Consider the following 15,008-nt stretch of genomic DNA (forward strand, 5'->3'; position numbering starts at 1 on the left):
GGTGTTTCTGTTCTCGATGAAGAACCAGTATGTGTCTAGCGGGTCGCCGCTGAAAACAAAAGAAAGCGTGAACTCATGGACGAGAACAACCAAATCCTTGATGTGACCTACGGCAATTTTTCGTGCCGCCTTGAAGGGTTCGAAGATTCTGTCGAAACGATGAAGACGGTTGTGACGTTCTTTCACGATCTGGCTGGTCATGAACGGTTTATGGATGTTCCCCCGCTTGCACCCGATATGGATACGTTGGCGCGCCTGACCGAAGAGCAGTCCGGTCAGCCCGTCGAGATTGAAGGCGAAGGCCATGCCGTCAGCCTGCGCGCGCTGCCGGACGCCGATGACGACGATCTGATGGATGATGTCGCCGCTCTGGAGGACGAGCTTGAGGACGAGGCCGATCTTGTCGCTGACGATGATTATGATGATGACGTCGGCGATGACGATGTTTCCGAAGACGATGATTATGATGTCGACGCCAGCGTCGCAGACAAGCTTGAGCGTATTCGTGCGGTGGTTGATGGTGGGCCGGACACGGATGCGGATGATTTCGCCGAAGACCTTGGCGAAGATGACGCGGCGACTGCCGCCGCCTCCCCGCTAAGCCAGCGGCTTGCAGAACTCGCACAGCGCAACACCGACTTGATGGCAGATGATACTGCCGCAGCGGCGGCCAATGAAGACACCGCTGGTGACAGTTTGCGCGATGTGTTTGAGGATACGGCTGAAGAGGCTGAGGACGAAATCCTCGAAGCCCTTGATGATGACATCAACGCCTTTGATGATCTGGAGGTTGAGGCCGAAGAAGCTGCATCAGACACTGAGATTGACACTGATCCGATTGCGGCGGAAGCCGATGATCTGGAGGAGCAGGTTGATCAGATCCTAGCGGCCGACACACCTACGGATGAATTTGAAATCACCGAGGCGCTGGATGATGAGAAAGCCGCAGATGATGCTTCTGATTTGTCACCACTTGTGCTGACACCCGGTGATGCTGCGACTGATACGGCAGGCGACAATGACGCTGCCGCTGACACCAGCGACGATGACGAAGAGTTTGACCTGCAAAAGGAAGTGGCCAAGGTAGAGGCGGAAATCGCCGCGCGCCAGCAAAATGGCGTGGCCCGTCACGGTCTGCCCCGCAGTGTCGAGGATGCGATGAGCCGGATCATGTCGCAGACCGACCAGCACCTGAACCAACCCGAAAGCCGCCGTCATCGCGATGCCTTTGCGCAGCTTAAAGCTGCCGTTGCCGCGACCGAAGCCGCCCGCCAGCTTGGTGACAAAGGCGCAGAAACCGTCGATCCTGACGAGGTGTTCAAAGACGATCTTGGTGCCCACGACGCCGAGGAGAAGGAAAGAAGCCAGGCCATCGCGTCAGCACCGCTGAAGCTGGTGCCGTCGCAAAAAGTCGAACCGGAGGCTGAAGCCGACGCCGAGGTAGAAGTCCCCCAAAAGCCAGAGCCTGTCAAAACCCGGTTCATTGAACCCGCCGTTGAGGAGGCTGCGCAAGAGGCCAAAACCCAACCCGCAGACGCCAAGCCACTTGATGCCGCGTCAGAGCGTTTGCGCCAGATTGCAGCACTCAAAGAAGCGGATGGTCAAACCGAAGCTGCGGGCTTTGCCGAGTTTGCAGCCGCACATGGTGCAACTGATTTGGTCGACAAACTGGAAGCTGCAGGCGCGTTTATCTGCTTTGTCGAGGGGGCTGCAGATTTTTCACGGCCTCAGGTCATGAAGGTCGTGCAATCCGCATCAAGCGAAGAAATCACCCGCGAAGACGGTCTGCGGTGCTTTGGCCGCCTGCTGCGTCAGGCACGCCTGATCAAACTACCCAATGGCCGTTTCCAAGTCGCCGAAAACACACAGTACAGACCAGACGGAGATAAGGCCGCGCAAGGCTAACCATCGAGCAGTCGTAAAACGCAAAGGCGGGGTATTTGCCCCGCCTTTTTTATTGCTGATCCGGGTCGGGTTGGCCGATCCCTTTGAACACCCATTTCAGTGGGAAGGCCCAGCCGATCCCCAACGCCACATAGATAAAGAACTCGACGATTAGCGGGAAACGTACTTCCTGGGTCATCATACTGCTCATGATGGTTGCGGCTATAATGATGTAGATCGGCAGACCCACAACAAGCACAAATATCGACAGTCGTTTGCGCGCTTTATATGTCATCTATCCTCAATCCGCGAAGGGGTCGGTCACCAAAATGGTATCTTCTCTTTCAGGTGAGGTGGAAACTAGGGCGACGGGGCATTGGATCAACTCCTCAATCCGGCGCACATATTTGATCGCCTGCGCAGGCAAGTCCGCCCAGGAGCGCGCGCCTTCAGTGGACTCCGCCCAGCCTTCGATGTCTTCGTAAATCGGTTTGCAGCGCGCCTGTTGGTCAGCGGCTGTCGGCAGATAATCAAGCGTTTCGCCGTCTAGGTCATAGCCCACACAGATCTTTAGCGTCTCAAAACCATCCAGAACGTCCAGCTTTGTCAGTGAGATGCCGGTCACACCTGATGTGGCACAGGTCTGTCGCACCAAGGCGGCATCGAACCAACCGCAGCGCCGCTTGCGCCCGGTGACCGTGCCGAATTCATGGCCGCGTGTGCCAAGGCGGTGGCCGTCTTCGTCGTCCAACTCTGTCGGAAAAGGCCCCTCGCCCACGCGTGTGGTGTAGGCTTTGACGATGCCAAGCACATAGTCGATGGCGGTGGGGCCAACGCCAACACCAGTGGCCGCCTGTCCTGCGATCACGTTAGAGGATGTCACGAACGGGTATGTGCCAAAGTCGATATCGAGCAGCGCGCCTTGTGCGCCTTCAAACAGAATGCGTTTACCCGCCTTGCGCTTTTCGTTGAGCACTTTCCAGACGGGGGCAGCGTAAGGCAGGATTTCGCCAGCGATGTCTTTGAGCTGCGCAACCAGTGCATCGCGGTCAACGGGCTCAATGCCCAGACCTTTGCGCAGCGGGTCGTGGTGCTGGAGCGCGCGGTCAACGCGGGCTTCCAAAGTCGCCTGATCGGCCAGATCGGCCACGCGGACCGAACGACGCCCCACTTTGTCTTCGTAGGCCGGGCCAATGCCGCGGCCTGTCGTGCCGATCTTGGTACCTTTGCTGGCAGCTTCTTCGCGCGCACGGTCCAGTTCACCGTGGATTGGCAAGATCAACGGCGTATTTTCCGCAATCATCAGCGTTTCGGGGTTGATCGTGACGCCCTGTTTCTGGATCGAAGTGATTTCCTTGACCAGATGCCAAGGGTCCAAAACCACGCCATTGCCAATGATCGACAGCTTGCCGCCGCGCACCACACCCGAGGGCAGCGCGTTGAGCTTGAAAACCTCACCATCAATGACAAGCGTATGGCCCGCGTTATGCCCGCCCTGAAAGCGTGCGATCACGTCGGCCCGCTCAGAAAGCCAGTCCACGATCTTACCTTTGCCTTCATCACCCCACTGGGCACCGACGACCACAACATTTGCCATAAGATTCTTTTCCCTCAAAGACTGCGTGCCCCCTATATCGGCGCACCGGGTCTGGGGAAACCGCAAAATGCCTGACTGGACAGCGAGACAATGACACCGCATTGTCGCCGCACCAAAAAGAAGTGAGGCATATCATGGGTTTCGTTATCCGTTGGATTTTTGCGTTTGTGTTGCTGGCGGCGACATATAACCCGACGCAGTGGAACTATGTCCGCTGGAGCATGGCGAACTATGAAACCAGCCTGTCTCTGACGGTGCTGTTTGGGCTGATCCTGCTGATCGGGTACATCATCTATCTGCGTGCAACCCTGCGATCTATCGGGGTTTTCGGGATGCTGTTGATCCTTGCCGTCGTTGGTACGGTGCTCTGGGTGCTGTTCGATCAAGGCGTGATGAGCTTTGCGGACCCGTCCATCAATACATGGATCGGGATCGTGGCCCTGTCTGTCGTTCTGGCAATCGGCCTGTCTTGGTCAATCGTGCGGCGGCGGCTGACGGGTCAGGCTGACATGGATGATGTCGACGAATAAGCATGGTTTCAGGGGTTGCGGGAAAGCCTCGCAGCTTTTAGATACCGCTTGTTCGCGAACGCCCGAAAGGCCCCTTGAATGGAAAACGTCGTCCTTATCATCCACCTGATCCTGGCACTCAGCCTGATCGGTACTGTGCTTTTGCAGCGCTCTGAGGGTGGTGGTCTTGGCATGGGCGGCGGTGGCGGTGCGACGGGTTCGCGCCCTGCCCCCACAGCGATGAGCAAATTCACATGGGCGCTGGCAGTTGCATTCATTTGCACGTCCATTGCGCTGACGCTGATTTCGGCAAGCAATACAGCAGGTTCCTCGGTCACTGACCGGTTGGGCATTGATCCAAGTGGTGATACACCATTGCTGCCTGATTTTGGTGATAGCCTTTTACCGCCGTCGTTGGGCGATGACGATCCGCTGGTCCCTGCGGGCGAATAACCACTAGCAGTTGCCGTGCTGTCACGCGCGGCAACATGATGTTGGGTCAGCGGTTGCCAATCGTGCCCGAATCCACTACACGTCAAATCCCGTGATGATGCGTATTTTCGGGTGCGCTTTCCCACAGTTTTTGGAATTTTTCACGGGGGCTCCCTGCTCATGGCGCGTTTTATCTTCATTACTGGCGGCGTTGTGTCCTCACTTGGCAAAGGCCTCGCATCAGCGGCTTTGGGCGCTTTGTTGCAGGCCCGCGGCTATTCCGTGCGCCTGCGCAAACTGGACCCCTATCTGAATGTAGACCCCGGCACGATGTCACCGTTTGAGCATGGTGAGGTCTTTGTCACCGATGACGGCGCCGAGACCGATCTGGACCTTGGTCATTATGAACGGTTCACCGGGGTGCCTGCCCGCAATACGGACTCAGTCAGTTCGGGTCGCATCTACTCGACCGTTCTGGAGAAAGAGCGGCGCGGTGATTATCTGGGCAAGACGATTCAGGTCGTCCCGCATGTGACCAATGAAATCAAAGAGTTCCTGAAGATCGGCGAAGACGAAGTTGATTTCATGCTTTGCGAAATCGGCGGCACGGTTGGCGATATTGAGGGTCTGCCGTTTTTCGAAGCCATCCGGCAATTCGCGCATGACAAACCGCGTGGCCAGTGCATTTTCATGCACCTGACGTTGCTGCCCTATCTGGCCGCCTCGGGTGAGTTGAAAACAAAGCCGACGCAACACTCTGTCAAGGAATTGCAGTCTATCGGTATCGCACCGGATATTCTTGTCTGTCGTTCCGAACATCCTATCCCGGACAAAGAGCGTGAAAAGATTGCCCTGTTCTGTAACGTGCGCAAGCAATGCGTTGTGGCGGCCTATGACCTGAGATCTATCTATGAGGCCCCGTTGGCCTATCACGAACAAGGTCTCGATCAGGCAGTTCTGGATGCGTTCGGTATATCACCCGCGCCGCAGCCTAAACTGGATGTTTGGCACGACGTTTACGACCGCATCCATAATCCCGAAGGTAAGGTAAAGATCGCGATTGTTGGCAAATACACGCAGCTTGAAGACGCCTATAAGTCTATTGCAGAAGCCTTGACCCACGGCGGTATGCACAACCGTGTGAAGGTCAAGATCGAGTGGGTCGATGCCGAGCTTTTCGACAAGGACGACGCGGCCCCTTATCTGGAAGGGTTCCATGCCATCCTTGTGCCGGGCGGTTTTGGCGAACGCGGTACAGAGGGCAAGATCAAGGCGGCGCAATTCGCTCGCGAAAAGAAGATCCCCTATCTGGGGATCTGTCTGGGTATGCAAATGGCGGTGATTGAAGCCGCCCGGAACGTGGCCGGTATGGCAAAGGCCGGGTCAGAGGAGTTTGACCATGAGGCCGGCAAAAAGCGTTTTGAACCGGTGGTTTATCACCTCAAAGAATGGGTGCAGGGCAATCATAAGGTCGCCCGCAAGGCTGACGATGACAAAGGCGGCACCATGCGTCTGGGGGCTTATAACGCGACACTGACCGAAGGATCGAAGGTCTCTGAAGTCTATGGTGGCACCACCATCGAAGAGCGGCACCGACACCGGTATGAGGTTGATATCAAGTACCGCGAAACGCTCGAAAAAGCAGGTTTGCTGTTCTCGGGCATGTCACCTGATGGCAAACTGCCCGAGATTGTCGAATGGAAAGATCACCCGTGGTTTATCGGCGTACAGTTCCACCCCGAGCTTAAGTCCAAGCCCTTCGCGCCCCATCCGTTGTTCGCTGATTTCGTGAGGGCCGCGGTGGAAACGTCGCGCCTGGTGTGATCGCTAAAACCCGAAGGTGATACGCCGGGTCAGCACGATACTGCCACTGATCTGATCGTCTTTTTCCGTGATCGGGCTGTCGGCGGCATCATCGCGCAATTGTTCGTAGCGCAATGTGCCAATCACCTCCCAATCGTCGTTCAGGGCATAGGTGGCCTCGGCCTTGGCGCCGGCGCTGACGATCCCGCCGCGCGCGTCAAATGCATCAAAGTTGCTGGTCCCGCTCTCTTCTGCGCTCACCCCGAAATAGGTTTGCGCATAGTCATCATCGCCCAGCAAAATGCGTGGGCCTGCCTTGAATGTGAGCTGATCTGTCGGGCGGTAATAGATATCGCTTCCGATTTCGGCGACAAAGGATTCGTGACCGATCACGCCATAGCGCAGCTTTGCAAACACCTCATAGTCGGGTGTTGTGAATTCCAAGCCACCGCCAAGTTCCAATGAAAAATCAATGTCGTCCAACCCGGTGAGTTCATCAAACTCATCAGCATCCCGCGCACCGATAAAGCGGAATGACCCGCCAAAACCGAGCCCATATGATGCGTCACCGCCGAACGAAAGGGCACCAAACTGCAACTTTTCAAGCTGAAATTTGGGACTGACACCAAGATCAAGGTCGTCATCACCGAAGTAGCCGGGCGATAACGAAGGGCCAAGCCCAAGCCGAAATTCGACGCTGTTGGGCTGCTCTTGAGCCACCGCTGCCAGCGGTGTCGTAATCAGCAATGCCGCGAGGGTAGCGCGTTTGAACATGTTAAGGCCTTTCGGTGTCACCCTACAGTTAGCGCCGGTCTTTGCACAAGCAACTGCGGAAAAACTGGGCGTTTTTCGGCAGATAGACAGGCTTGCTCGGCTGGGTTAAGCCGACAGCCGTAACCCAAGGGGCGTATCATGCTGTCATACCAACACATCTACCACGCCGGAAATCTGGCGGACGTGCACAAGCACAGCATGCTGGCGTGGGCTTTGGCGTATATGACCCGCAAGGACAAACCCCTGTCCTATCTGGAAACCCATGCGGGGCGCGGGCTTTATGATTTGCGCGATGAGGCGGCCCTGAAAACCGGCGAGGCCGCCATGGGGATCGCATTGGCGCAGGATTGGTTTGCCGCTGATCACCCTTATGCGCAGGTTTTGACGCGTATCCGTGCCAAGCACGGGGGCGATGCTTATCCCGGTTCCCCCCTCATTGCCGCAGAAAGCTTGCGCCCGGTCGATACGATCCATCTGTCCGAACTGCACCCGCAGGAATTCGCCGCCCTAAAAGACAACATGGCCCCTTACGGCGGTATCTTTCGCCAGAAGGATGGCTGGGACATGGCAATGTCGCTTTGCCCGCCTGACCCCCGCCGGGGTTTGCTGCTGATTGATCCGTCGTTTGAGGTGAAAGCGGATTATCAGACCATCCCCGCCACCATTGCAAAGCTACACCGCAAATGGGGCGTTGGTGTCATTATGTTGTGGTATCCGATCCTGACGGATGCACCCCACAAGCCCATGATCCGTGACTTGCAGACAGCGATCCCAGATGCCCTGACCCATGAGGTCAGTTTCCCCCCGGCCCGACCCGGGCACCGGATGGTTGGCTCTGGTCTGTTTGTCCTGAACGCACCTTACGGCTTTGCGCAAGAAGGCGCGCGACTGACTGCCCTCTTTCAAGATAGGCTTTCTCATCTTATGTAGGGCGCATGTTCAATGATCTCCTTAGGCGTCTGACCGCCCCCGACCCCGCAGCCCTACCTGAAATTGATTGCCGTTTGGCGCTTGGTGCCCTGCTTGTGCGTATTGCCCGCACGGATGGCGACTATGCCGATGTCGAAATCGCACAAATTGATCAGGCTTTGATGAAACGCTATGATCTGAACGCGACAGATGCTGCCGCTCTGCGCGCCGAATGCGAGGCGTTGGAGGCAGAAGCCCCGGACACAGTCCGCTTTACGCGTGCCATCAAAGACACTGTGTCCTACGAAGATCGGCTTGGCGTGATCGAAGCCCTGTGGTCTGTCGTGATGGCCGACGGTGTGCGTGACGATGAAGAAGACAGCATGATGCGGATGACCGCATCGCTGTTGGGTGTATCTGATCAGGACAGCCACCGCGCCCGCCTCAAAGTCAGCGCTGGATGATTGCAAGCCTGCCGATGTATGCACGTGCGTCCAATAGGGCCGCGCATGACGCGTTGTGGGCGCTGATCCGTGATGGGTTGCGCGCACGCGGGGTATCGGCCTGTGATCAGTTGGACTACGACACGGATCATATGGATGGATGGGCGCGGCCCGATTTGGTGTTGGGGCAAATCTGCAATCTGCCTTACCGCGCTCTATTCAAAACGAAGGTGACTGTGATCGGTGCCGCGGATTATGGAGTGGCAGGTTGCCCCCCCGGATACTACCGCAGCGTGTTTGTGGTTCGGAACGATTGCACCGCCACAACGCCACAAGACATGGCAACACTGCGTTTTGCGTTTAGCGAACCGCTTTCGCAATCAGGCTTTGGTGCCCCTCAGCTTTGGGCGCAGGCGCATGGGTTTCAGTTTCAATGTATTCCCAAGACTGGCAGTCACCAGTCCAGTATTGCCGCTGTCGCGGAAGGGCGCGCTGATATCGCGGCGATTGATGCGCATACATGGCGGATCGAACAAGCTGAAAACCCGCAGACGGCAGAACTTAAGATGATCGGGCACACGGACGTGACCCCGGGCATGAGTTTCATTACCCGCAGAGCGCAGGACCCAGTCCCCTATTTTGATGCAATCGCCGCTGCCATTGCCGCTCTCACCGTGCAAGACGCATCCACCCTTGGCTTGAAGGGCATTATCGCCTTGCCCCAAACCGCCTATGACCTGCCATTTCCGCCAAAGCAGGCGGCAGCCCCCCTTTGACGCCGGGTCAACGCGTCACTTACCGTTGCAAACCTGCGCAAAATCGGCACTACTCTGCGCTGGAACTATGAAAAGCTGCCAACCGTGACAAACGCCGCCCCTGTTATCGAAATACGCGACCTGCACAAAGCCTACGGCGACCTTGAGGTGTTGAAGGGTGTAGATATCGTCGCCCCCGCCGGGCATGTCGTATCGCTGATCGGATCGTCCGGGTCTGGTAAATCAACGCTTTTGCGCTGTGCGAACCTGCTGGAAGACAGCCAGCAGGGTGATGTGCTATTCTGCGGGGAACCGGTGACCTGGAAGGGTATGGGTGCCAACCGCCATCCTGGTGACCACGCCCAGATGATCCGCATTCGCACGAACCTGTCGATGGTGTTTCAGCAGTTTAATCTGTGGGCGCATATGACGATTTTGCAAAACGTCATGGAGGCCCCCGTCACCGTGCTCAAACGCGACAAGGCCGAGGCGGAAGCTGCTGCCCGCAAGTATCTTGCCAAGGTTGGCATAGGTGACAAATGCGATGCTTATCCGGCCCAACTGTCGGGCGGACAACAACAACGCGCCGCGATTGCGCGCGCGCTGTGTATGGAACCCAAGGCGCTGCTGTTTGACGAACCGACCAGCGCGTTGGACCCTGAACTTGAACAGGAAGTCGTGAAAGTGATCAAAGATCTGGCCGCCGAAGGCCGCACCATGATCATCGTCACCCACGACATGCGACTGGCCGCTGACGTCAGCGACCATGTCGTCTTTCTGCACCAAGGCAAAATCGAAGAGCAAGGCCCCCCGGCGGAGCTTTTCGGCAAACCCAAGACCGAACGGCTCAAGGGCTTTTTGTCCGCCACGGTTTCATAAAATCATCTAATCGGGAGAATACTGATGAAAAATCTTATCCTTACAACGGTCGCACTGGCCGTCGCAGGTTCCATGACATTCGCAGACGGCCATTCCGTCGTGCGTCTGGGCACAGAGGGCGCCTACCCTCCATATAACTTCCTCAACGACGACGGCGAAGTCGACGGTTTTGAGCGTGAAGTGGGTGACGAAGTTTGCGCACGCGCCGAACTGACCTGCGAGTGGGTCACAAACGAGTGGGACAGCATTATCCCCAACCTCGTTTCCGGCAACTACGATGTGATCATCGCTGGCATGTCCATCACGGACGAGCGTGACGAAGTCATCGACTTTTCTCAAGGCTATACCCAGCCTGATCCATCTGCATACCTTGCAATGTCCGCTGACGTTGATCTGGCAAATGGCGTGATTGCTGCCCAAACCGGTACAATTCAGGCCGCATTTGTTGCAAGCACTGGTGCCACGCTGCTGGAATTTGCGACACCCGACGAAACAGTTGCGGCTGTGAAAGCCGGCGAAGCGGATGCGGTTCTGGCCGACAAATCCTTCTTGCAGCCAATCGCAGATTCCGATGCTGAAGTCATGCTGCTAAGCCAAGAAGAACTGATTGGTGGCGGTGTTGGCCTTGGTGTGCGCGAAAGCGACGGCGAATTGCTGGCAACGCTGGATGCGGCCATCACGTCGATGAAAGAAGACGGCACACTGAACGAGCTGATCGCAAAATGGGGTGTTGGCGAGCAGTTCTAAGCCGCCAGTACCGTTGAGATCGAGAGGGCTGCCAGAGATGGCGGCCCTTTTTTATGGGTGCAAGAAACGGTCCGGCCGATAGGGTGCCAGCATCGCCGCATCAGCGTTATCCAGCCGTCCGGTGATGTCTTTGGCCGCAAGCTCTGCGATGATCGGCCCCAGCGTGATCCCCGAATGAAGGACACCGACATAGGCCCCGTCCGCGATGGGTCCGACGATGGGGAAACCATCGCGTGGCATGGGGCGCTCGGCGCGTGTCACTTCGGACCAATCCGCGTTCTCCAATCCGCCGCAGATCGCGTGCAACCGTTTGATCGCCGCGTCTGCGGCTTCTGTCGGGGTTTGCATCAGTTCTTCAGCATCGTCACTTTGATGGCCGGGCACGACCGGCATCAGGATTTGCCCCGACGGTTCCTGTCTGATTTCGCCCTGAGGTGTAGCAAGGATATGATGCAGCACCTTCTTTTGCGGGGCCGTGCGCAGGATATAGGCAGGCCGCGGGACCAGTGGGATGTCGCAACCGATGCTACCCACAATAGCTGCGGTGCCGGTGCCTGCGGCGATGACCACCTGATCGGCCAGCATATCACCTTGCGGTGTTTCGATGCCGATGACCCGGCCATTCTTGGTTTTGAGTGCAGATACATAGGTGTTACGGATCAGCTTGGCCCCCAAAGCTTGGGCGGCAGTCAGGAAATGCCGTGAAAGATCGGCCGGTGAAGCTGCCCCTTCGGCTGGAAAAAACAAGGCTTGGTCTGGCGCTGCGTTGAGGGCAGGTTCGCGTTTCTGAATCTGAGATTTTGCAATCATCTCGACGGGGTAATCGAACGCACGCAACTGTGTGAATGTCGCTTCCATATCGTCCGGGCTCATGTCCCAACAAAGACACCCTTGCCAATCCACGGATGCAGGCACGTTTTGCAAGACCCGGTGCCACGCCGCGATCCCTGCCCTCCGCAAGTGGTGGTGATCATCGTTGAGAAAGAAGCTTGCGTTGATCCATCCGAAAGACGTGCTGGTCGCATCCACCCCACCAGCCTGCACGATTTTCACGGCATGGCCTGCCTTGGCCAACTGCAAAGCAGTCGCCGCACCGATGATCCCCGCGCCTACGACAATGAATGACTGTACCATTTTTGACATTCCCACTTGAAACGGCCTGCGTTGACGTACCGAATGTGACCAGAACGCGTTGACTCAGCAATGCAATTGTTGGACGGATGAGAGGACTAGCGCAACAAGGCGATTGATGTTCAGTTTCTGTACCGACCCGGCGGCATTGGAAGGGTTCCGATGGCTTAGCTGTTATCTGACCACCGGCAAGCATATGTCGATGTATTGGGCGGTGGGAACAGTGTTGCTGTTGCTGGCGATTACGGCCCCTACAGCACTCGCTTTCGGTTTTGCAGGGGCCTCTGCCGCCCGCAGTAACGTCGCGCCGCTGCGCTGGATCGGGAAGACCTATATCGCTGTGGTGCGCGGCATCCCTGACATTGCGTTCTTTCTGTTCTTCGTCATCGCGCTGGATCAGGCGTTTGAGTACATCCGTCACCGGATCAAATGCCCGGACTGGGACGAACCCGTGCGCCAAGGAAATGACTTTATCGTCTGCACCGCCGCAAAACTGCCGTTGGGCAATGCGCCGCAATGGGTGCACGAGACATATGGCTTTTTGCTGGCAGTGCTGACCTTTGCGATTGTCTTTGGGGCCTTTGCCGCAAATGTGTTGTTCGGCGCAATGCGCGCCGTTCCCAGAGGCCAGCTTGAGACCGCAGAAGCTTACGGGATGAGCCGCCGCCAGACTTTTTGGCGCGTGTTGGTGCCGCAAATGTGGGTCTACGCCTTGCCCGGTCTGTCCAACCTGTGGATGGTGCTGATCAAAGCGACGCCACTGTTGTTCCTGCTGGGCGTTGAGGACATCGTCTATTGGGCGCGCGAATTGGGCGGAGCAAAGCAGCCACAATTCACCGAATACCCGCACCCTGATTGGCGCATGTGGTATTTCGCAGCGCTTCTGGTCTTTTACCTGTGCTTCACCAAAGTGTCAGAGGTCGTCTTGGGCCGTGTGATGTCCAAGCTGACCCACGGCCAGGCGACTGCGGCAGGCGAAGCCCAGCGGAAGGCCGCGGCATGAGCTGCTGGGAAACCATCGCAGACTACGCGTTGCGCAGCCAAGGGATTGGTGAGCGGTTGCTGCCGCGCACAGATTTTACGTTGTGCCAGCAGTTCACGCTGATCGGTTCCGGCATGATCTGGAACATCTACTTTGGCGTGGTCGCACTGTGTTCGGGCTTCTTCCTCGCCACTGCGGTGGCCATGGGCAAGGCCGCGCGCAATCCGTGGTTTCGCAAACCGGCTGAGTGGTTCATCTTTATCTTTCGCGGCTCGCCGCTGTTTATCCAGTTCTTCTTTGCTTACTTCGTCTTCCTCAGCCTCAAGGACGTCAGCAGCTTTTTCAACCCGCTCACATCCGCATGGGCGGGCGCGTTGGTCGTGCTGTTCCTGAACACCGCCGCCTATTCAGGCGAGATTTTCTACGGCGCGCTGCAATCCATCCCGAAAGGCGATACCGAAGCGGCAGATGCTTACGGCCTATCAGGTTGGTCCCGCTTTCGCCGGGTGATCTGGCCCACGATGTTGCGACTGGCCTGGCCTGCCTATACCAACGAGGCGATCTTTCTGTTCCATGCCACAACGCTTGTGTTTTTCTCAGGCTTTCCGGCGACACAGCAACGGGGCGATGCGCTTTATTACGCCAACTACTTTGCCGATAAGACGTTCAACCCTTTCGTCCCTTACCCAATCCTTGCGGGCTATTTTATCATTCTAACCCTGATTGTGATTGGCCTCTTTGGTCTGATCAACAACCGGTTGAACCGGCATCTGCCGCAGGATGTACGCAAGAAAGTCAAAGTGAGGCCGCAGATTATCCGATGAGCTGGCTTGACGATCATCCCGAAATTCGCAACCTGCGCTGCGGGGCGGCTGACCTGAATGGACAAGCGCGGGGCAAACGTGTGCCGCGCCGTTTTGCCGAGAAGCTGGAAAAGGATGGCACCCGCTTTCCGCTGTCGGTACTGAACCTTGATATCTGGGGCGAGGATATCGACGACAGCCCGCTGGTGTTTGAAACCGGCGATGCCGATGGGCTGTTGCTGCCGACCGAGCGTGGATATGTGCCGATGCCATGGTTGCAGGCACCGACGGCCTTGCTGCCGCTTTGGTCCTTTCATGACGATGGAACACCTTTCACAGGCGACCCCCGTCATGCACTGGCCCGTGTCCTGAAGGGTTACAAGGACCGCGGGCTGACCGCTGTTGCTGCAACCGAGATGGAGTTCTATCTGATTGACGACTCTGGTCGCGGAATTCGCCAGCCAAAGTCCCCCCGGTCGGGCAAACGCCGTGCGGGTGCTGAAATTCTGTCGCTGCGCGCCCTCGATGCCTTTGATGGGTTCTTCAACGAGCTTTATGACGCGTGCGAGGCGATGAATATCCCCGCAGAGGCCGCGATTTCCGAAGGCGGCGAAGGCCAGTTTGAGGTGAACCTTGAACATGTGCCCGATGCGTTGAAAGCTGCCGATGATGCGTGGCTTTTCAAGATGTTGGTACGTGGTCTGGCCCGCAATCACGGGATGGCGGCGAGCTTTATGGCGAAACCTTACGAGGATTACGCAGGCAATGGGCTGCACACGCATTTCTCGATCTTGGATGCGGAGGGCAACAACGCTTTCGCAAATGATACGTTCGCAGGCACACCCCTGCTTCACAATGCGATCGCCGGGTGTTTGGCGGGCATCCCTGATCTCGCGCTGATCTTTGCCCCTCACGGCAACAGCTATGAAAGGCTGGTGCCCGGGGCCCATGCGCCGACAAGTATTTGCTGGGCCTATGACAATCGCACCGCTTCGGTGCGTGTTCCCGGCGGCAGCTTTGCGGCAAGGCGCATTGAACACCGGCTGGCTGGGGGTGATGTGAACCCTTACCTGTTCCTTGCAGCGGTTCTGGGCTCTGCATTGGTGGGGATTGAAGACGGGATGACACCCCCCAACCCGATCACCGGCAACGCATATGATCAAAAGCTGCCGCAGGTGCCAAGCACATGGGAAGATGCCATAAACGCGTTTGAGCAAAGCACGCTTGCCCGGCGTATCTTTGATCCGCAACTGGTCGACAACCTGATCCGCACCAAACGACAAGAGATGGCGCATTTCGCGGAAATGACGCCGGAAGAACAGATCGACCACTATCTCGATCTGGTATAGGTTTAGGCAAC

The 15,008-nt window shown here is 57.1% G+C and carries 16 protein-coding genes; 12 read left to right on the forward strand and 4 right to left on the reverse strand.

Going from position 1 to position 15,008, the window contains the following annotated elements; all coding sequences use genetic code 11:
* Positions 1-75: 75 nt before the first annotated feature.
* Positions 76-1,905 (forward strand): hypothetical protein, encoded by a 1,830-nt coding sequence (locus MWU60_RS11910; protein WP_247227553.1) that lies wholly within the window; start codon positions 76-78, stop codon positions 1,903-1,905.
* A 49-nt stretch (positions 1,906-1,954) separates the two neighbouring features.
* On the opposite strand, the gene MWU60_RS11915 is transcribed toward MWU60_RS11910, so the two are convergent.
* On the reverse strand, positions 1,955-2,179 hold the full coding sequence (locus MWU60_RS11915) for a DUF2842 domain-containing protein (RefSeq protein WP_247227554.1): 225 nt from the start codon (positions 2,177-2,179) through the stop codon (positions 1,955-1,957).
* Between the two features lie 6 nt (positions 2,180-2,185).
* A complete protein-coding gene (locus MWU60_RS11920; protein WP_247227555.1) occupies positions 2,186-3,481 on the reverse strand; it encodes an adenylosuccinate synthase in 1,296 nt (431 codons plus the stop codon).
* 134 nt (positions 3,482-3,615) lie between these two features.
* Between MWU60_RS11920 and MWU60_RS11925 the strand changes: the two genes are divergently transcribed.
* The 3 genes from MWU60_RS11925 (at position 3,616) to MWU60_RS11935 (ending at position 6,246) form a co-directional block, all read left to right on the forward strand.
* Positions 3,616-4,011 carry a DUF6524 family protein gene (locus MWU60_RS11925; RefSeq protein ID WP_247227556.1) on the forward strand — a complete coding sequence of 132 codons (396 nt, stop codon included), beginning with the start codon at positions 3,616-3,618 and terminating at the stop codon, positions 4,009-4,011.
* A gap of 78 nt (positions 4,012-4,089) precedes the next feature.
* Complete coding sequence (secG, locus tag MWU60_RS11930; protein ID WP_247227557.1) at positions 4,090-4,443, forward strand: preprotein translocase subunit SecG; 354 nt, start codon at positions 4,090-4,092, stop codon at positions 4,441-4,443.
* A gap of 159 nt (positions 4,444-4,602) precedes the next feature.
* Complete coding sequence (locus MWU60_RS11935; RefSeq protein WP_247227558.1) at positions 4,603-6,246, forward strand: CTP synthase; 1,644 nt, start codon at positions 4,603-4,605, stop codon at positions 6,244-6,246.
* 3 nt (positions 6,247-6,249) lie between these two features.
* On the opposite strand, the gene MWU60_RS11940 is transcribed toward MWU60_RS11935, so the two are convergent.
* A complete protein-coding gene (locus tag MWU60_RS11940) occupies positions 6,250-6,999 on the reverse strand; it encodes a MipA/OmpV family protein (protein WP_247227559.1) in 750 nt (249 codons plus the stop codon).
* 138 nt (positions 7,000-7,137) lie between these two features.
* Here MWU60_RS11940 and rlmJ point away from each other — a divergent pair, with 138 nt between their 5' ends.
* The 5 genes from rlmJ (at position 7,138) to MWU60_RS11965 (ending at position 10,732) form a co-directional block, all read left to right on the forward strand.
* Positions 7,138-7,929 (forward strand): 23S rRNA (adenine(2030)-N(6))-methyltransferase RlmJ, encoded by a 792-nt coding sequence (gene rlmJ, locus MWU60_RS11945; protein WP_247227560.1) that lies wholly within the window; start codon positions 7,138-7,140, stop codon positions 7,927-7,929.
* A 5-nt stretch (positions 7,930-7,934) separates the two neighbouring features.
* Positions 7,935-8,372 (forward strand): TerB family tellurite resistance protein, encoded by a 438-nt coding sequence (locus MWU60_RS11950; protein ID WP_247227561.1) that lies wholly within the window; start codon positions 7,935-7,937, stop codon positions 8,370-8,372.
* 14 nt (positions 8,373-8,386) lie between these two features.
* Positions 8,387-9,127 carry a PhnD/SsuA/transferrin family substrate-binding protein gene (locus tag MWU60_RS11955; protein WP_247227562.1) on the forward strand — a complete coding sequence of 247 codons (741 nt, stop codon included), beginning with the start codon at positions 8,387-8,389 and terminating at the stop codon, positions 9,125-9,127.
* Positions 9,128-9,211: 84 nt separating this feature from the next.
* Complete coding sequence (locus MWU60_RS11960) at positions 9,212-9,985, forward strand: amino acid ABC transporter ATP-binding protein (protein WP_247227563.1); 774 nt, start codon at positions 9,212-9,214, stop codon at positions 9,983-9,985.
* A 24-nt stretch (positions 9,986-10,009) separates the two neighbouring features.
* Positions 10,010-10,732, forward strand: coding sequence for a transporter substrate-binding domain-containing protein (locus MWU60_RS11965; protein WP_247227564.1), 723 nt, complete (start codon positions 10,010-10,012; stop codon positions 10,730-10,732).
* A gap of 51 nt (positions 10,733-10,783) precedes the next feature.
* Here the strand turns inward: MWU60_RS11965 and MWU60_RS11970 are convergent, their stop codons facing one another.
* Entirely contained in the window at positions 10,784-11,866 is a 1,083-nt protein-coding gene (locus MWU60_RS11970) for an FAD-binding oxidoreductase (protein WP_247227565.1), read from the reverse strand.
* Between the two features lie 115 nt (positions 11,867-11,981).
* Here MWU60_RS11970 and MWU60_RS11975 point away from each other — a divergent pair, with 115 nt between their 5' ends.
* From MWU60_RS11975 to MWU60_RS11985, 3 genes are read left to right on the forward strand one after another with little or no spacing between them, the layout of a single operon-like run.
* The gene (locus MWU60_RS11975; RefSeq protein WP_247227566.1) at positions 11,982-12,866 is read left to right on the forward strand and encodes an ABC transporter permease subunit; all 885 of its coding nucleotides are present in this window, start codon (positions 11,982-11,984) and stop codon (positions 12,864-12,866) included.
* Positions 12,863-13,669 carry an ABC transporter permease subunit gene (locus MWU60_RS11980; RefSeq protein ID WP_247227567.1) on the forward strand — a complete coding sequence of 269 codons (807 nt, stop codon included), beginning with the start codon at positions 12,863-12,865 and terminating at the stop codon, positions 13,667-13,669. Before MWU60_RS11975 ends, MWU60_RS11980 begins: the two co-directional genes overlap by 4 nt.
* A complete protein-coding gene (locus MWU60_RS11985; RefSeq protein WP_247227568.1) occupies positions 13,666-14,997 on the forward strand; it encodes a glutamine synthetase family protein in 1,332 nt (443 codons plus the stop codon). The genes MWU60_RS11980 and MWU60_RS11985 overlap by 4 nt, the downstream gene beginning before the upstream one ends.
* Positions 14,998-15,008: the final 11 nt, after the last annotated feature.

Origin of the sequence: Yoonia sp. F2084L (genome assembly GCF_023015625.1) — a bacterium.
Classification (GTDB): domain Bacteria; phylum Pseudomonadota; class Alphaproteobacteria; order Rhodobacterales; family Rhodobacteraceae; genus Yoonia.